At 38.9% G+C, this 16,140-nt stretch carries 18 protein-coding genes, 1 tRNA gene, 1 pseudogene and 1 other annotated feature; of the genes and pseudogenes, 17 read left to right on the plus strand and 3 right to left on the minus strand.

Annotated elements, in window-relative coordinates:
* Positions 1-127 precede the first annotated feature (127 nt).
* From clpX to I6N95_RS10795, 3 genes and pseudogenes are all read left to right on the plus strand, one after another.
* A pseudogene (gene clpX, locus I6N95_RS10785) lies at positions 128-1,371 on the plus strand (ATP-dependent Clp protease ATP-binding subunit ClpX).
* 261 nt (positions 1,372-1,632) lie between these two features.
* A complete protein-coding gene (yihA, locus tag I6N95_RS10790; protein WP_209527488.1) occupies positions 1,633-2,229 on the plus strand; it encodes a ribosome biogenesis GTP-binding protein YihA/YsxC in 597 nt (198 codons plus the stop codon).
* A gap of 18 nt (positions 2,230-2,247) precedes the next feature.
* Positions 2,248-2,553 carry a nucleoside triphosphate pyrophosphohydrolase family protein gene (locus tag I6N95_RS10795; protein WP_209527760.1) on the plus strand — a complete coding sequence of 102 codons (306 nt, stop codon included), beginning with the start codon at positions 2,248-2,250 and terminating at the stop codon, positions 2,551-2,553.
* A 149-nt stretch (positions 2,554-2,702) separates the two neighbouring features.
* Here the strand turns inward: I6N95_RS10795 and I6N95_RS10800 are convergent, their stop codons facing one another.
* Positions 2,703-3,470 (minus strand): LPXTG cell wall anchor domain-containing protein, encoded by a 768-nt coding sequence (locus I6N95_RS10800; protein WP_209527490.1) that lies wholly within the window; start codon positions 3,468-3,470, stop codon positions 2,703-2,705.
* A gap of 304 nt (positions 3,471-3,774) precedes the next feature.
* Here I6N95_RS10800 and I6N95_RS10805 point away from each other — a divergent pair, with 304 nt between their 5' ends.
* Positions 3,775-4,815 (plus strand): aldose epimerase family protein, encoded by a 1,041-nt coding sequence (locus I6N95_RS10805; protein ID WP_209527492.1) that lies wholly within the window; start codon positions 3,775-3,777, stop codon positions 4,813-4,815.
* A 43-nt stretch (positions 4,816-4,858) separates the two neighbouring features.
* Here I6N95_RS10805 and I6N95_RS10810 read toward each other — a convergent pair whose 3' ends face one another.
* Complete coding sequence (locus I6N95_RS10810; protein WP_209527494.1) at positions 4,859-6,784, minus strand: fructose-1,6-bisphosphatase; 1,926 nt, start codon at positions 6,782-6,784, stop codon at positions 4,859-4,861.
* Positions 6,785-6,999: 215 nt separating this feature from the next.
* On the opposite strand from I6N95_RS10810, the gene I6N95_RS10815 reads away from it, so the two are divergent.
* Complete coding sequence (locus tag I6N95_RS10815) at positions 7,000-7,701, plus strand: O-methyltransferase (protein WP_347340546.1); 702 nt, start codon at positions 7,000-7,002, stop codon at positions 7,699-7,701.
* A gap of 313 nt (positions 7,702-8,014) precedes the next feature.
* Here the strand turns inward: I6N95_RS10815 and I6N95_RS10820 are convergent.
* Positions 8,015-8,088: transfer RNA gene (locus I6N95_RS10820), tRNA-Arg, on the minus strand.
* A gap of 291 nt (positions 8,089-8,379) precedes the next feature.
* On the opposite strand from I6N95_RS10820, the gene I6N95_RS10825 reads away from it, so the two are divergent.
* The 12 genes from I6N95_RS10825 to I6N95_RS10880 all read left to right on the plus strand — a co-directional run bounded on the left by I6N95_RS10825 (position 8,380) and on the right by I6N95_RS10880 (position 16,138).
* On the plus strand, positions 8,380-9,015 hold the full coding sequence (locus I6N95_RS10825) for a TetR/AcrR family transcriptional regulator (protein WP_209527498.1): 636 nt from the start codon (positions 8,380-8,382) through the stop codon (positions 9,013-9,015).
* Positions 9,016-9,105: 90 nt separating this feature from the next.
* Positions 9,106-9,183: a sequence feature (ribosomal protein L21 leader region), on the plus strand.
* A 19-nt stretch (positions 9,184-9,202) separates the two neighbouring features.
* Positions 9,203-9,511 carry a 50S ribosomal protein L21 gene (gene rplU, locus I6N95_RS10830; RefSeq protein ID WP_209527501.1) on the plus strand — a complete coding sequence of 103 codons (309 nt, stop codon included), beginning with the start codon at positions 9,203-9,205 and terminating at the stop codon, positions 9,509-9,511.
* Between the two features lie 28 nt (positions 9,512-9,539).
* Complete coding sequence (locus I6N95_RS10835) at positions 9,540-9,884, plus strand: ribosomal-processing cysteine protease Prp (RefSeq protein ID WP_209527503.1); 345 nt, start codon at positions 9,540-9,542, stop codon at positions 9,882-9,884.
* Positions 9,885-9,898: 14 nt separating this feature from the next.
* Positions 9,899-10,183, plus strand: coding sequence for a 50S ribosomal protein L27 (gene rpmA, locus I6N95_RS10840; protein ID WP_209527505.1), 285 nt, complete (start codon positions 9,899-9,901; stop codon positions 10,181-10,183).
* An 86-nt stretch (positions 10,184-10,269) separates the two neighbouring features.
* A complete protein-coding gene (locus I6N95_RS10845; RefSeq protein WP_209527506.1) occupies positions 10,270-10,692 on the plus strand; it encodes a GNAT family N-acetyltransferase in 423 nt (140 codons plus the stop codon).
* A 204-nt stretch (positions 10,693-10,896) separates the two neighbouring features.
* Positions 10,897-11,961, plus strand: a complete 1,065-nt coding sequence (locus I6N95_RS10850) for a M24 family metallopeptidase (protein WP_209527508.1) — start codon at positions 10,897-10,899, stop codon at positions 11,959-11,961.
* 107 nt (positions 11,962-12,068) lie between these two features.
* Positions 12,069-12,626 carry an elongation factor P gene (gene efp, locus I6N95_RS10855; protein WP_209527510.1) on the plus strand — a complete coding sequence of 186 codons (558 nt, stop codon included), beginning with the start codon at positions 12,069-12,071 and terminating at the stop codon, positions 12,624-12,626.
* Between the two features lie 65 nt (positions 12,627-12,691).
* A complete protein-coding gene (locus I6N95_RS10860; protein ID WP_209527512.1) occupies positions 12,692-13,117 on the plus strand; it encodes an Asp23/Gls24 family envelope stress response protein in 426 nt (141 codons plus the stop codon).
* The gene (gene nusB, locus I6N95_RS10865) at positions 13,110-13,559 is read left to right on the plus strand and encodes a transcription antitermination factor NusB (RefSeq protein WP_209527514.1); all 450 of its coding nucleotides are present in this window, start codon (positions 13,110-13,112) and stop codon (positions 13,557-13,559) included. Before I6N95_RS10860 ends, nusB begins: the two co-directional genes overlap by 8 nt.
* 114 nt (positions 13,560-13,673) lie before the next feature.
* The gene (locus I6N95_RS10870; protein ID WP_209527764.1) at positions 13,674-14,510 is read left to right on the plus strand and encodes a bifunctional methylenetetrahydrofolate dehydrogenase/methenyltetrahydrofolate cyclohydrolase; all 837 of its coding nucleotides are present in this window, start codon (positions 13,674-13,676) and stop codon (positions 14,508-14,510) included.
* 52 nt (positions 14,511-14,562) lie between these two features.
* On the plus strand, positions 14,563-15,918 hold the full coding sequence (gene xseA, locus I6N95_RS10875; protein WP_209527767.1) for an exodeoxyribonuclease VII large subunit: 1,356 nt from the start codon (positions 14,563-14,565) through the stop codon (positions 15,916-15,918).
* On the plus strand, positions 15,911-16,138 hold the full coding sequence (locus I6N95_RS10880) for an exodeoxyribonuclease VII small subunit (protein ID WP_209527516.1): 228 nt from the start codon (positions 15,911-15,913) through the stop codon (positions 16,136-16,138). Before xseA ends, I6N95_RS10880 begins: the two co-directional genes overlap by 8 nt.
* Positions 16,139-16,140: the final 2 nt, after the last annotated feature.

Below are 16,140 nucleotides of genomic sequence, written 5' to 3' on the forward strand. Positions count from 1 at the left end.
AGTCTCTTTAATCAATATTATTCACAAGATAGCGATTAGTGTGTTAAGATAAGTAAAATTGCTAAAAATTGTAAAAAGAGGACCTTATTTAAGGAACCTTTTTACGCAACCTATTAGGAGGGTTATTATGTACGATAATACGGACGATAATGGTTCGGTTCGTTGCTCATTCTGTGGGAAATCTCAAGAAGAAGTTAAAAAAATCGTAGCTGGACCAGGAGTCTACATTTGTAATGAGTGTATTGATTTGTGTAAAGATATTATTGATGAAGAGTTTCATGAAGATGCTGTTCACGATTTCTTAGATGTTCCTAAACCAAACGAGATTTTGAATGCTCTGGATGAGTATGTCATTGGTCAAGATCGTGCCAAGAAAGTTCTTTCAGTGGCCGTTTATAATCATTATAAGCGAGTCGGCAATATGGAAGAAGTCGAAGATGGTGTTGAATTACAAAAGAGTAATATCTGTTTAATTGGGCCTACGGGCTCTGGGAAGACCTTTTTAGCTCAAACATTGGCTAGGACATTAAATGTGCCATTCGCCATTGCAGATGCTACAAGCTTAACGGAAGCAGGTTATGTGGGAGAAGATGTGGAGAACATCCTCTTGAAATTACTTCAATCAGCAGATTTTAATGTTGAACGTGCTGAAAAGGGAATTATCTATATTGATGAAATTGATAAGATTGCTCGTAAGAGTGAAAATGTGTCAATTACTCGTGATGTTTCTGGTGAAGGGGTTCAACAAGCTTTACTGAAAATTTTAGAGGGAACAGTTGCCAGCGTGCCACCTCAAGGTGGGCGTAAACATCCGCAACAGGAGTTTATTCAAATCGATACGACGAATATTCTCTTTATCGTTGGTGGTGCGTTTGATGGCATTGAAAACATTGTCAAAGAACGTTTAGGCGATAAAGTGATTGGTTTTGGTAAATCTAATTCTAAATTAGATGACAACAAGAGTTTGATGCAGGAAATTATTCCTGAAGACTTGTTGAAATTCGGTTTGATTCCAGAGTTTATTGGCCGATTACCGGTAACCGCGGCGTTGGAAAAATTAACAGTAGACGATTTAGTTAGAATTTTAACTGAGCCTAAAAATGCTTTGGTGAAGCAGTATAAAAAATTACTTGCTTTGGACCATGCTGATTTAGAGTTTCAAACGGAAGCTTTACAGGCGATTGCCAATCAGGCGATCGAACGAAACACTGGAGCTCGTGGGTTGCGTTCTATTATTGAGCATATCATGATGGCATCATGTATGAAATTCCGATGCGCGAAGATATCCAAAAGGTTATCGTCACAGAAGATACCGTTAAAAATGACGCCAATCCAACCTTGGTTTTGGAAGATGATAAAAAAGTGAGTTAGTTAATTAATCAACACAAGTGCGAACTTTGTGTTGGTTTTTTTCTTTAGAGAAAGTTTCGATACAGTTATTTTGAGGGAAGTGTTAGGCTTGACCTAACATCTCAGCTATAGGGAAGACTGGCATGAGTTGCTAATTTGTAATATTAATCGTCTAGTTAGTTAGCTTGAATTATGGTAAAATGAATAGTGGAATAGTAGCAGATCGATTAAGATGACTCGTGAGATTGGGGCATTGCGACAGTCGGAGTAGGGAGTGGAAAGATGAAAGTACACAATGCAGAAATATTAATTAGTGCGGTTTCGCCTAAACAATACCCAGAAACAGATCTGCCGGAAATCGCGTTAGCGGGACGGTCAAATGTTGGGAAGTCATCATTTATTAATACCTTGATTAACCGGAAAAATTTAGCGCGGACATCAAGTAAACCGGGAAAAACACAGACGTTGAATTTTTATTTAATTGAAGATATTTTTCGTTTTGTAGATGTTCCTGGTTATGGATATGCGAAGGTATCCAAAACGGAGCGGGCTAAATGGGGGGAAATGATTGAAACCTATTTGACACAGCGCAATCAGCTAAGAGCAGTGATTTGTGTGGTTGATTTAAGACATAAGCCTAGTGTTGAAGATATTCAAATGTATCAATTTTTAAAGTTTTATCAAATCCCTGCGATTGTGGTGGCAACGAAAGCAGATAAGATCGCTCGTGGCAAATGGAATAAGCACGAGTCGATAGTTAAAAAAGCTTTAGAATTTGATAAAAGTGACGCTTTTGTGTTATTTTCTTCCGAAACCAAGATGGGGAAAGAAGAAGCTTGGAAGGCCATTGAGTTATATTTAGAATTAGAAAATGACTAGAGTAGAGGGATGAGTTACATGGATTTTAATCAGTATCAATCGTTAGCTAATCGAACGCTTTATGGAAGTGAACAAGTGTTGACTAATTGTGCCCTAGGTTTAGCAAGTGAAACTGGCGAGGTGCTAGAAGTTATTCAGAAGTATACGTTTGAGAATCATCAGCTGGACCGAGACGAACTAGTTAAGGAAATGGGCGATGTCTTGTGGTATTTATCCCAAATTGCTGAATGGGCTGATATTTCTTTTGAGGAAGTAGCAGCCACTAATATCGAAATGTTAAAGAATCGCTATCCAGATAGTTATAAGATATCTTCTAATGGGTAACAACTAAAAAAACACTTGTGTATGGCGTTGGCATAGGCAAGTGTTTTTTTGAGGGAGTTTGGTAGTGGAATCAGACCATTTTTTTTTAACGAACTAAAAAGACTTGGTAGCCCTCGTAGGAGCAGCTGTCAAGTCTTTCCTGATATCGATTAAGCCAGTTTCTTTTTTAAGAACCAATATACCACTAAACTTGTCACAATGGTTAGCAAGCCAATCAAACTGGTAAAGTAGTTAGAGACGCTACCGGCTTTTGGAAGAATCCCAGTAGTTTGTTTATTTGTGATTGCTTTTTTCTTTTTTAGATTGGTTGAGCCGGTCACTTTACTTGTAGAATTACTGCTATTAAGAGTAGTCGTTGCCTTTGATTCGTTAGTCGCTGTCCCTGGATCTGAGCTAGTTGATTGTGTGGACATATTATCTTCCGTATCGCCATCTACTGCAGTTTTAGCGTTAGACTGTTTGGAAGTGTCGATAGGCTCCTGGCTGATGACAGTGGCCTTTGTAGGCGTCGTTTCAGTTATCCCAGACTCTTTGCTGACAGACGTGGAGGATGAGGGAGACGGGATCTTGACATACCTGATAGGAAAGGTATAGTCGGTTGTTAAGATATCCACTTCTTTAACGAGCATAATATCGGAAACTTGGTATCCAGAAATAGCTTTAACGTCGACTAAGATAGTTGTACCAAGTTTATCTGTTACAGACTTTTTAGGGCTGATTTCTTCATTAGTGTCGACATCGATGTAGGTAAATGTGATAGTCGCCATATCTTCTGAAACTGGTGGAGTTTCACCAGAGGGTTCAGTTGTTGAAGGGGGTGTATTAGTTGATTCAGTATTTTCTTCAGCCGAAGTCGTATCTGTGAAAAAGCCAAAGAGACTGATTGCTGTTAGTAACGTAAAAACTAAACGTTTCATTATAGCTCCTCCTTGAATGAAAAGTGTTTCAAATCGTTCGATCTTTATTTGATAACAATGAGTATTCTTTACATCCATATTATACGATAACAAAATAACAGGTAGATTACAAATTTATGAACTTTAATTGCAGGAATATCTTAATTTTTTCTGATTATTTTTTTGAGAAAGGATTTTGATGAAGAGACTAGGCAAGTTGCCCATAAATATCCTGACAAAATGGTCATTCTGCAAATGAGGAATTAATTGAGGTATGCTACACTTATTATAAGAAAAAGAGTAATTTGTCTGAGGAGGCACCTTAATGAAAGTTGAAAAAAAAGCGTTTGGTTCGGCGGGATCAACGTTGTATGTTATTGAAAATGATAACGGTTTAATTTTAGAGGTCACAGATTTTGGTGCTAGAGTTGTCAGGTTGTTAGTGCCAACAAAATCCGGGGAACTAACTAATATTGTCCTTGGTTTTGCTGATGAAGAAAGTTATCGTGAGCATGATACGTATTTTGGTGCGACGATTGGTCGTGTTGCTGGGCGACTCGCTAAAGGCCAGTTCAAAGGTCACAGTGCTGTTCAACATTTTGATCAAAATGAAGGGTTAAACACCTTACATGGTGGGGCTGACAGTTTCGAAGTTAAACGCTGGCAGACGGATATTATTGAAACGTCTTCCGATGTGAAAGTAGTTTTTTCCTATACAAGTCCTGATGGCGAAAATGGCTTTAAAGGGAACTTGAGTGCTAAGGTGACCTATACGTTTAGCAACGAAAATGAATGGCGCTTGGATTATGAAGGAGAAACGGATCACGAAACACTGTATAATCCGACGAATCATGTTTATTTTAATTTGTCTGGTAGTTTAGCGCAACCGATTGATAATCATTCATTGTATGTGGCAGCGGAACATTATGGTGTGATTGATGATGAGAGTTTACCCACAGGTGAATTAAGAGCTGTCACAGGCACAGCTTTTGATTTTACAGCTCAGCCTGGTCGAGTGTTAAAAGATGGTTTTAGTCAAAGCGATCAACAGGTTGCCCTAGTATCCGGCTACGATCATCCTTTCTTGTTAGCAGCTCCGAGTTTACTACAAACTCAAGTGAGGCTGACAGAGCCCCAAACGGGAATTAGCTTAGAGATGAGGACAACATCTCCTGCAGTTGTGATTTATACGACTAACATTGGCCAGAAACAATTCACGATGTTTGGTGAAACAGTCAGTCATCATAGTGGAATTACTTTGGAAACACAGGTTTTACCTGATGCGGTCAATCATGAGGGATTCGGTAATATAGTGTTGAATCCAGGAGAAACGTTTAAAGCAACGACTATTTTTTCAATTTACTAAAACGACCGAGAGGGGGAATGTGTCCCGCTCTCGGTTGTTTTTATCAGGGAAATGTTGGGAGACTCAAAGGGCGCAGTTGTTGTTCTAAGTGATCAATTTCTTGTTGTAATTGCTGGCCTATGTTGGTATCTTTGACTTTTTTTCGCGTCAGCACACGGTCAACCACCCGCTTGGCTGAAATGATGTCAGTAAAGTCTTCGATAGCAGCTTCCTTTGAAACGAATGGTTGATGGGCAACCAACTGCATGCCGTATGAGTTATAGATTAAAGTATAGCCGGCGATTCCTGTAGTACCTTGGTAGGGTTTGGAGAAGCCACCATCGATAACAATCATCTTCCCTTTTGCTTTGATGGGATTTTCCCCCTTAATTTCTTTGACAGGTGTGTGGCCATTGATGATGTGGCTATCAATATCGGTTAAGCCGAATTCATTGAGTATTGCTTGACAGACTTCAAGGCGATTGCGTTGTTCATAGTAGCTGTTTTTAATTTCTTTGTGGGTGTGTTTATCAGCAATAAAGTAACGTTCAAAGGTAGTCATTTCATTTTTTCCAAATAAAGATGAGCATTCGCCAGTCCATAAATACCAAATTAAATCAGTGGCCAAATCGTCAGTGGTGTTCAAATCATGATAGCTTGTTCGCAGAGCTTTTTCGAAGGTGTCGAGCAAGGCTTTCCCTTTTAAAACCTGCTGATTAATGGTAAAGGATTTAAAACTGCCATCGGAATTCAAAGGAATACACCCGTGGATTAACAAGTTGTTGTTGTAACAGAGATACATGCTCCCTTTTTCCATTAAAAAATCAATATGACGTTTCAATTTTTCTGACGCTTGAAAGGCGTGAATTAACTGAGAAATAATTTTTTGTTCCTCACTATTCAAGGCTTCTGGCTGCTGAGGGTCAATCGTTTGAAAGCATGTCTGATTAAGGGGATATGTTTCCCCTTTGAGCAAGATGGTTTGCTGTTGGTAATCAATTTTATCTAGTAGCAATCGGTGGGACATGTTAAACTCTGGACGACGCTTGATTAATTGCGCCTCTAGCTTAAACTGAATGATCGCAGTGGCTTGTTGGATCTGGCTCAATTGTCGTTGTTCCTTGGTTGTGAGGTCTAGGGCGTCTCCCTTAGGACGAAATTCGGCCTTATCTTCATAAAAGGTTTCAGCAAAGTTTTGCAAGGGGCGTAAGTTAATTCCGTAAACATCTTCTAAAATGGCCAGATTATTGTATCGAGCAGAAATGCGAATCACATTCATCAGGCAAAGGGGAGAACCGGCATAAGCACCAATCCATGTGATATCGTGGTTTCCCCATTGGATATCAAGAGAATGGTAGCTGATTAAGTCATCGATGATCCGATCAGGAGCTGGTCCTCGATCGTAAATATCACCGACCACGTGAAGGTGATCAACGATTAAGCGTTGGATGGTATAACTTAAACCAGTTATCATGGCTGGGCCTTGATCTAGTCGAATTACTTCGTTGATAATTTCGTTAAAATAGTCTTTTTTATTGTGGTCGTCTTGTTTTCGATAAAGTAATTCTTCTGTGATGTAAACAAATTTTTTCGGCAAAGCTTTTCGAACTTTAGATCGGCTGTATTTAGTTGCAACGAAATGAATGAGATCAATTAGTTGTAAAATAGTTAAACCATACCAATCATCGAGCTGGGCTGGATTCGTCTCTTCTTGTTTTTTCTTTAGAAGCATCTCTTCTGGATAATAAATCAGGAACGTCAGTGTTTCACGAGCTGCAGAGGGAAGCTGTTGATTGAAACACAAGTTGATTTTTTCTTTAAGACTACCGGAAGCATTCCTTAAAACATGCTGAAATGCATCATGTTCACCATGAAGATCGCTGATAAAATGTTCAGTTCCTTTCGGTAAATTCATAATGGCTTTTAAATTGATAAGCTCGGCCATGATATCAGCGCTGTTTTCAGGGAAGTTTTTTGTTGTTTTTGCCATAGGTCACCTCATGTATACCAATTATACTTATTATGGTCTATCATAGTTCTTTCAGAGGGGAATGTCAACGGTACCAATTTTTTTATTTCTCGCTTTTAGGGAATGGTTGTCAGTTTGCTAATTGATTATTAGGCAAGAAATAAGTATAATGTGGTGTTAGTGATGGTAAAATATGTGGTTTTTACCAGATGATGAGAACAAGGAGAGCGAATGTCGTGCGAAATAGAATGATGAAAATGCCGGTAGTAAAAGAAGAAATTGTAGAATTCATGCGAAGAAAGCAGAAGCAGTTGTCTGGCCCATTAGGGGACCTGCAAAAGCAAGCAACTGAGGCTAATGTTCCGATCATTCCTCATGAAACTGTCGTTTTTCTCCAGTTTTTATTAGGTCAATTAAAGCCTCAATATATTTTGGAAATCGGAACGGCTATTGGTTTCTCAGCTAGTTTAATGACTGAATACCTTGAAGAAGCAGGACATGTCACCACTATTGATCGCTTTGATGTGATGATTGAAAAAGCTAAAAAAAACTTTGATTCTCTAGGTGTTTCAGATAAAGTGACATTACTAGAAGGTCAGGCGGCGGATATCTTGCCAAACTTAACAGGTCCTTATGATTTTATTTTTATGGACAGTGCTAAATCAAAATATATTGAATTTTTGCCTGAATGTTTACGTTTGTTAAAAGTAGGTGGGGTTTTGATGATTGATGACGTGTTGCAGGGGGGAACAATTCTAGAACCACTTGAAGACATTGATCGGAGTCAAAGAGCGATTCACCGCAAGTTAAACGAATTATTTGATGTTGTGTTAACTCATGCAGATTTGACAACTAGCCTTGTTCCTTTGGGAGACGGTGTCTTATTAATTACCAAGGATAAAGAGTTAATCGATTTAGACAGTGGCCGCTCTTCATAAGAAGGCGGTTTTTGTGTTAATTACACAAGTATCTGTCTCTTTAATGACGGATAGAATGAGATGTTAAGACGGATATCGTGAAAAATAAGTCAGAAGTTAGTTTGATTTTTTTTTGACAATTAATGAGGAAAAGACTTAGCAAAATCATTAAATAGAGATGTACTATCAAAATTTAATAAAAATTTAACAATAATTTATTTGGCAGTGATGATCGGCAAAATAGAGTTCAATAAATAGGTCTATAGTAAAAATAGAGCAAAAAAAAGGAGCTCACAAGAAATTATTTTTCTTGTGAGCTTCTTTTTTTCTTTGACGTCGCAGGAGGGATTCGAACCCCCGACCGTCCGCTTAGAAGGCGGATGCTCTATCCGGCTGAGCTACTGCGACATTTTTTACCGCAACAAAACTATTATATTCAATAAATAACGCAAAGTCAATAACTATTTTTTTAACACAGTGTAAAAAAATAGAAATGATAAAAAAAACGTTCTAATAAAAAAGAAGACGTTGATACAATGCTGTTTTGGGCCGTTAATGTACGGAGAAACCTATTTTTGTGCTATTGTCATGCTTTCTTTTAGCTAGACAAACAAAAAAAATCAAGATATACTAATTTTGTTGGGAAATATGCTGGGGAATGCAATTAAACAACACAAAATATGGGAAGAGGTAAAGATAATGGGGAAAATCGATCCACGAGTAATAAAAACTAGAAGTAAGTTGAAAAAGGCTTTTTTAACATTACTATCTACACACAAATTAACAGAAATGAATGTTAAGGATTTAACACAGACTGCTGATGTCACAAGAGGAACGTTCTATCTACATTACAAAGATAAAGAAACATTTATCAAAATTATGATGGAAGAATTAATTAACGAGTACTTTGACACTGTTATCTTCAACGTTGCTTTAGATGATGATAAGGAAGAGTTGCAGCCAGTTTTATCTTTAGTTCATACTTTCGAATATGTTGGTGAGCGACCAGATTTCTTTACAGTGTTACTTAAAGAAAATGATGCTTTAGTATACCAGACAGCGTTCAGTAACCAATTGTTTGCTTATATTCAACAACACCAAGCAAAAAATTCAGACCTAAGTGAGAGTAAAGTTCCTAAAGAGTTATTGATGAGTTTCTTGACATATGGTCTATTAGGTTACATTGATAGTTGGTTGGTTAATGGCAAGATTTATGCAAACCACTTTATGGCAACAAATTTACAAAAAATGTTAGATTCAGCTTTGATTAAAGAAGCTGGTTTGGAAAGCTTTTTTGTAACTGATGCAACTGAAGTAGAAAATGTTGTGAGATAATTAGAATTTTTTATAAGAGAAGCCGTTGTCGATATTATGATTGACTTGGCTTCTCTTTTTTGGTATGATACTAATGTTGTAATTGTGGCACCACAGCTACAACCGCACGAAATAAGTAATTAAGAACAAAGGAATTTGTCGCTTATGCCGGCGAGTCTAAGTAAATTATAAGGAGGTGCTTAACAGCATGTACGCAATTGTTAAAACAGGTGGTAAGCAAGTAAAAGTAGAAGTAGGCCAAGCGATTTACATCGAAAAATTAGATGTAGAAGCAGGTGGCAAAGTAGTATTTGACGAAGTGATTTTAGTTGGTGGCGAGTCTACAAAAGTCGGAACTCCAACAATCGCTGGGGCAACTGTTGAAGGAACTGTTGAGAAACAGGGAAAACAAAAGAAAGTTGTTACATTTAAATACAAACCTAAAAAACATACTCACCGTAAACAAGGTCACCGTCAACCATATACTAAAGTAATGATTGATGCGATCAACGCATAGTTTTAACTAACTGAAAGAAGGCATGAGAATGATTAAAGGTGCGTTTAAGCGAGCTGAGGATGGCCGTGTTATTTCATTTGAAATAAGTGGGCACTCACAAGCTGGTCCTTATGGCAATGATATTGTCTGTGCTGCTGTTTCCGCATTGACGTTTAATACGGTTAATTCGGTTGAAGCTCTGGCAGGATTTACTCCGATTTTGGATGTGGATCATGAAACAGAAGGGTATCTCTATTTTGAAATACTGACAGATATTAGCCAAGAACAATCTAACATTGCTCAAATTCTATTAGAAAGCTTATTGCTTGGTTTACAGAGTATTCAAAGTGAACACTCAGACTTTATTCAAATTGAAACTGTAACAACTACTTAAGGAGGTGCAACCAAATGTTGAAAATGAATTTACAATTTTTCGCGACGAAAAAAGGTGGTGGTTCTACTGCCAATGGTCGTGATTCACAATCAAAACGTCTAGGTTCTAAAAGAGCTGATGGCCAAACTGTCACAGGTGGTTCTATTTTGTACCGTCAACGCGGAACAAAAATTTACCCAGGTGCTAATGTTGGTAGAGGTGGAGACGATACATTATACGCTAAGATCGATGGCGTGGTACGTTTCGAACGTAAAGGACGCGACAAAAAACAAGTGTCTGTTTACCCAGTAGCGCAATAATTAACACAAACGTTTAGGCTAATCTCTTGGTGCTCAAGGGGTTAGCCTTTTTGGTTTTAAAAAAAATAATGAAATGGTGTGGCTGAATGAAAATTAGAGCAGCGAAAGATGAAGACTTGGATGAATTGCGCAGTATTTATTATGAGTCACGTCTAAGTCATTTTACTTGGACGGAAAGTGGTCAAGTTTCTTTAATAGATTATGATCAAGCGACGGTAGATGAACGAATCTTATTGATTGAAGAGAAAGGAGCGATTATGGCTTTTATTTCGGTTTACGAACCAGACTGTTTTATCCATCTATTGTTTGTGAAACCAGGGTATGAAGGTAAAGGGTTAGGCAGCAGGTTGCTAGCTGAGGTAATAAATGAAAGCAGACGGCCGTTGTCATTAAAATGTATAAGCAAAAATCAACAGGCTCGGTCGTTTTATGAAAGTCATGGTTTCAGTGTTGTTGGGGAAGGGCTTGATGTGCATGATGGGCCATATGTTGTTATGGAGAAAAAATAAGGACGTCTGCTCTTTTTGTTTAGGATTAATCAGTGTCAGCAGGACATCATTTGAATCGGAGTTAAGGGGTAGAAGAGCTGTCCATAAGATGAGCTTAACAAATCCTTTTTGGTGAAATAGCTAATAAATCAGGGGCTTTGGTTTAACTAATAAGCGTTCTTTGTTATAATTAAGTGGATGTTAGCAAAGAAAGAGGGTTACTAAATGATTAATCGCATTGAAAAAATAAGAAGTAAATTGATAGAGGGTGACTTACCAGCTATTTTGATTACAAGTGAGTTCAATTTACGCTATGCAACTGGTTTTACTGGAACGACAGGGTTGGCTGTCATTACTTTAGAGAAGGCTTATTTTGTCACAGACTTTCGTTACACAGATCAAGCCGCTAAGCAGTGTCAAGGCTATCAAATTGTTCAAAATACTGGGCCGATTTATGATGAAGTGGCGAAGATAGTAGAAACTGATGGCTTGACTGGTATTGCTTTTGAGGAAGACCACGTCTCTTATGGGACTCATAGTGTGATAGAAGAGTTAATTGCCGCAGAGCTAGTGCCGGTATCAGGTTTAATTGAGGAATTGCGTGAAGTGAAGGAGTCGGGAGAAGTTGCGATTATTCGCAAGGCTTGTGAAATTGCTGATGCCGCTTTTGCCCATATTTTAACGTATATTAAACCGGGAATGACTGAAATTCAAGTTGCAACTGAGTTAGATTTTCATATGCGTTCGCTAGGAGCTTCAGGTATTTCATTTGAAACAATTGTCGCCAGCGGGTTACGTTCAGCGATGCCTCACGGAGTGGCAAGTGATAAGGTAATTGAACCGGGAGACATGATTACACTTGATTTTGGTTGCTATTATAACGGTTACGTCTCTGATATGACGCGGACGATTGCCTTGGGTGATCCTGGTGAAAAAATGAAAGAGATTTATCAATTAGTTTTAGATGCCCAATTGAAAGTGCTGGAAGCGGCTAAACCTGGGATTTCAGGGGTGGAGTTAGATCAAGTGGCGCGCGGCTATTTTGAAGAAAAAGGTCATGGAGCGGCATTCGGTCATTCGACTGGCCATGGCATTGGGTTGGAGATTCACGAAGGCCCGAATGTGTCTCGTTTAGCCGAAAAACGTTTTGTTCCAGGTAATGTGATTACGAACGAACCTGGGTTGTACTATTCTGAAATTGGCGGCGTAAGAATAGAAGACGACCTGTTAGTAACAGAGTCTGGTGTTGAGGTTCTAACTCACTCACCGAAAGAATTGATCGTGTTATAAATCAGTCTAAAACAGTGAGTATTGTAGCGGTTGTTTGATCTTTCTAATGACAAAAGAGGTCATTTAGTGATAAACTGTAGACGAGTCCATATAATAGGAGGAAACTGATGATTTCTGTAAATGATTTTAAAACGGGATTAACAATCGAATTCGACGGAGGCATTTGGCGTGTGGTTGATTTCCAACATGTTAAGCCTGGAAAAGGAGCAGCGTTTGTTCGTTCTAAACTAAAAAATCTCCGTAACGGTTCGGTTCAAGAAAAAACCTTTCGGGCAGGTGAAAAAGTTGCCAAAGCTCAAATAGATAATCGTAAGATGCAATACTTGTATGAAAGTGGTGGAAACCATGTGTTTATGGACACAGAAAACTACGAACAAGTCGAATTGCCAACCGAGCAGATTAAGGATGAATTGAAGTTTTTACTGGAAAATAGTTTGTGTAATATTATCATGTACGGAGAAGAAACCATTGGTGTTTCCTTACCGAATACAGTCGAACTAAAGGTCGCTGAAACGGATCCTGGAATCCGTGGAGATACGTCTTCTGGTGGGTCTAAACCGGCTACAATGGAAACAGGGCTAGTTGTTCAAGTTCCGTTCTTTGTTAATGCAGATGATGTGTTAGTGATTAACACAGCGGATGGTTCTTACGTCTCACGAGCATAATAGGGATGGCTGTTTTGAGCTAATTGTTTTATAATGGTAACAGCTATTAAGAAGGAGGGGTTCAAATGACTGAAGAAACAACATTTGTAATTGAAAATGGTCAAGAAAATATGGGTGGCGAAATTGTAATTGCCCCTGAAGTCATTGAAGTAATTATCGGAATTGCCGCATCTAAAGTATCAGGTGTTTATGGCATGCGTGGCGATCTGGCTTCGAATGTCAATGAACTATTAGGAAGGGCAGCTCATGGTAAAGGCGTTCACTTGAAGAATGATGATAACGGCTTAAAAGTTGAGTTATACTGTTATTTGAATTATGGCGTCTCAGTGCCGAAAGTTGCGTTAAATATGCAAGAGAAGGTGAAACAACAAGTTCTGTACATGACGGATATCGAATTAGCAGAAGTCAATATTCATGTAGTGGGTGTTGTTCCTGAAAAATTAGCTAGCCCGAGTTTAGAAGAATTATTTGATTCAGAAGAGGATGAATAGAGTGGAATTAACTCGTCACGAAATAAGAGAAAAAGCTTTGCAGTCATTGTATCCCTTTGACTTTAATCAAGATATTACGAAGGAAGACGCCATCAGCTATGCCTTTGAATATAACAACGCTGAATTTGTGAGCGAAGATGGAGAGTCCTTTATCCCAGGCTATTTGGACACACTGGTAACAGGTGTTTGCCAACAGCGTGAGGAGCTGGACCAATTAATTCAGAAGAATCTGAAAAAGTGGACATTAGCAAGAATTGCGAAACCTGATTTGATTATCTTGCGAATTGCGATTTACGAGATGCTTTATGTCGATGAAATACCTGCTAAGGTTGCCTTGAACGAAGCTCTTGAGCTAACTAAAAAATACAGTGACGATGATTCCCGTAAATTTGTGAATGGTGTCTTATCGAATATTGTGCCAACCTTAAACTCAGAGAAATAGTTCGCTATTTCTTTGAGTTTTTTCTTTAGTGGTTTGGAGTGGAATCTTTCGTCAAAAATTAATCTATGCTAGAATATAGGCAGTGAAAAAAATAGAAAAGAGGCGTTACTAATGGTGGGGAAAATTATTGATGGCCGTGCATTGGCTGATAAAATGCAACTGGGGATGGCGGCTGAAGTGGCTGAGATGTCAATTAAACCTGGTTTAGTCGTGATTATTGTTGGTGAAAATCCAGCAAGTCAGACGTATGTTCGTAATAAAGAATTAACGGCTAAAAAAATTGGGTTGCACTCTGTAGTAGAACGCTTACCTGAAGAGGTGTCAGAGGCGGAATTAATTGAGGTTGTGTCTAATTATAATCAAAATGACTTGTTTCACGGTATTTTGGTTCAACTCCCTTTACCTGGTCATATAGATGAAGAAAAGGTTTTGTTAGCAATTACGCCTGAAAAAGATGTGGATGGTTTTCATCCGATTAATGTTGGGAAATTATTTAGCGGGCAGGCAGGCTTAATCCCTTGTACTCCTTACGGCATCATGAAGATGCTGGAAGCTTATGATGTGGAGCTTGAAGGGAAAGAGGCTGTTGTGGTTGGCAGAAGTAACATCGTTGGGAAACCGATGGCTCAATTGTTATTAGATAAAAATGCGACTGTGACAATCACTCATTCACGGACCATTGATTTACCAGCTGTCACGCGACGAGCTGATGTTTTAGTGGTGGCGATTGGTCGAGGTCATTTTATCCGGGCTGAACACATTAAACCGGGAGCAGTCGTGATTGATGTGGGGATGAACCGTAGCGCTGAAGGGAAATTGATTGGAGATGTGGCATTTGATGAAGTGATCGAGGTGGCTAGTTTAGTGACGCCAGTGCCAAAGGGTGTTGGACCGATGACGATCACCATGTTGATGGAGCAAACTATTGCTAACGCACGAAAAATACAGTAACGGACTAATAGGATAAGCAGTAGCAGAATGATAAAAAAAGGAGATGAGTGACCTGGAACAACAGTATTTAACAGTCACAGCTCTGACAAAATATTTGAAACGTAAATTTGAAGCTGATCCGTATTTGGAGCGGGTATACTTGACTGGTGAAATATCTAATTTCCGCATGCGGGCAAACGCTCATCAATATTTTAGTTTGAAAGATGAACAAGCCAAGATTGCGGCTATCATGTTTAAAGGGGCTTTTCAAAAATTGAAGTTCGCGCCTAAAGAGGGCATGAAAGTATTGGTTGTCGGGCGGATTTCATTGTATGAAGCCAGTGGTAATTATCAGATTTACGTGGAACATATGGAACCAGATGGTGTTGGGGCACTTTATCAAGCGTTAGCTGAAATGAAGGAGAAATTGTCTAAAGAGGGCTTATTTACGGGTGCTAAACAAGCGCTGGTTCAGTATCCTCAAAAAATTGCAGTGATTACCAGTCCCAGTGGGGCGGTTATTCGTGATATTATCACCACTGTTCAACGGAGATATCCGATTGCTCAATTAATTCTCTATCCTACTTTAGTTCAAGGTGAGAAAGCGGCAGATGATGTTTGCCGTAATATTGCCCGAGTGGAAGCGCGAGGGGACATTGACACCTTAATCGTGGCGAGAGGTGGTGGTTCTATTGAAGATCTCTGGCCATTTAATGAAGAACGGGTGGCTCGGGCTATTTTTGAGGCGAAAACACCGATTATTTCATCAGTTGGCCATGAAACGGATGTTACCATTGCTGATCTAGTAGCAGATGTGCGTGCGGCAACGCCAACAGCAGCAGCTGAATTGGCAGTCCCTGTTTTAAATGATGAGTTAATAAAAATTAAAGAGCGAGAAAACCGTTTGGTTAAGAGTTATTCTTATCAAGTGACGCGTCAAAAACAACGCCTACAACATGTGATGAATTCCTTTATTTTTAAGCAACCGGAGCGGTTGTATGAAGGGTTTTCTGTTAAGCTTGACTTGTTGACGAGGAAATTTCAACAAAATAGTCAGCAGTTGGTGGCAGCTAAAAAGGATCAGTTTCAAAACTTAGATCACCGTTTGAAATTGGTGACACCGATTAATCGAGTGGCTAATCAATCTCAACAATTAGAGATGTTACGGCAACACTTGACCAGTGAGATGTTGCAATTAATCAAAGAAAAAAATAAACAATTTGGGCAATTGGCCCAGTCATTGGATTTGTTAAGTCCGTTGAAAACCATGGGACGCGGGTATACTTATGTCACAGATGGCGAGCAATTGGTCGCATCTGTAAAGCAACTGTTGCCTGATAAGGACTTGACCTTACATTTTGTTGATGGTGAGGCGGACCTGGTGGTTAAGGAAATTCGAGTAAATGAGAGTGAGGAAATAAATGACTAAAGAAGCGATGACGTTTGAAGAATCGATGATGGCGCTAGAGGTAATAGTAAAAGAGTTAGAACAGGGAGAAGTGCCGTTGGAAACTGCTTTGGAGCAGTTTCAAAAAGGGATCGAGTTGAGTAAAATTTGTCAAGAGACGTTAACAAAGGCAGAAAAAACTTTAACAAAAATTATGACGGAAAACGATGAGGAAGTCGTCTTTGATGAAAGTGAGTCTTAATG

The organism is Vagococcus allomyrinae, assembly GCF_017829975.1.
GTDB classification, from domain to species: domain Bacteria; phylum Bacillota; class Bacilli; order Lactobacillales; family Vagococcaceae; genus Vagococcus_D; species Vagococcus_D allomyrinae.

Excerpts from the sequence above, each read along its gene's own strand:
- yihA (WP_209527488.1), top strand. The coding sequence starts at position 1,633 with ATGAAAGTACACAATGCAGAAATATTAATTAGTGCGGTTTCGCCTAAA.
- I6N95_RS10795 (WP_209527760.1), top strand. The coding sequence starts at position 2,248 with ATGGATTTTAATCAGTATCAATCGTTAGCTAATCGAACGCTTTATGGA.
- I6N95_RS10800 (WP_209527490.1), bottom strand. The coding sequence starts at position 3,470 with ATGAAACGTTTAGTTTTTACGTTACTAACAGCAATCAGTCTCTTTGGC.
- I6N95_RS10805 (WP_209527492.1), top strand. The coding sequence starts at position 3,775 with ATGAAAGTTGAAAAAAAAGCGTTTGGTTCGGCGGGATCAACGTTGTAT.
- I6N95_RS10810 (WP_209527494.1), bottom strand. The coding sequence starts at position 6,784 with ATGGCAAAAACAACAAAAAACTTCCCTGAAAACAGCGCTGATATCATG.
- I6N95_RS10825 (WP_209527498.1), top strand. The coding sequence starts at position 8,380 with ATGGGGAAAATCGATCCACGAGTAATAAAAACTAGAAGTAAGTTGAAA.
- rplU (WP_209527501.1), top strand. The coding sequence starts at position 9,203 with ATGTACGCAATTGTTAAAACAGGTGGTAAGCAAGTAAAAGTAGAAGTA.
- I6N95_RS10835 (WP_209527503.1), top strand. The coding sequence starts at position 9,540 with ATGATTAAAGGTGCGTTTAAGCGAGCTGAGGATGGCCGTGTTATTTCA.
- rpmA (WP_209527505.1), top strand. The coding sequence starts at position 9,899 with ATGTTGAAAATGAATTTACAATTTTTCGCGACGAAAAAAGGTGGTGGT.
- I6N95_RS10845 (WP_209527506.1), top strand. The coding sequence starts at position 10,270 with ATGAAAATTAGAGCAGCGAAAGATGAAGACTTGGATGAATTGCGCAGT.
- I6N95_RS10850 (WP_209527508.1), top strand. The coding sequence starts at position 10,897 with ATGATTAATCGCATTGAAAAAATAAGAAGTAAATTGATAGAGGGTGAC.
- efp (WP_209527510.1), top strand. The coding sequence starts at position 12,069 with ATGATTTCTGTAAATGATTTTAAAACGGGATTAACAATCGAATTCGAC.
- I6N95_RS10860 (WP_209527512.1), top strand. The coding sequence starts at position 12,692 with ATGACTGAAGAAACAACATTTGTAATTGAAAATGGTCAAGAAAATATG.
- nusB (WP_209527514.1), top strand. The coding sequence starts at position 13,110 with ATGAATAGAGTGGAATTAACTCGTCACGAAATAAGAGAAAAAGCTTTG.
- I6N95_RS10880 (WP_209527516.1), top strand. The coding sequence starts at position 15,911 with ATGACTAAAGAAGCGATGACGTTTGAAGAATCGATGATGGCGCTAGAG.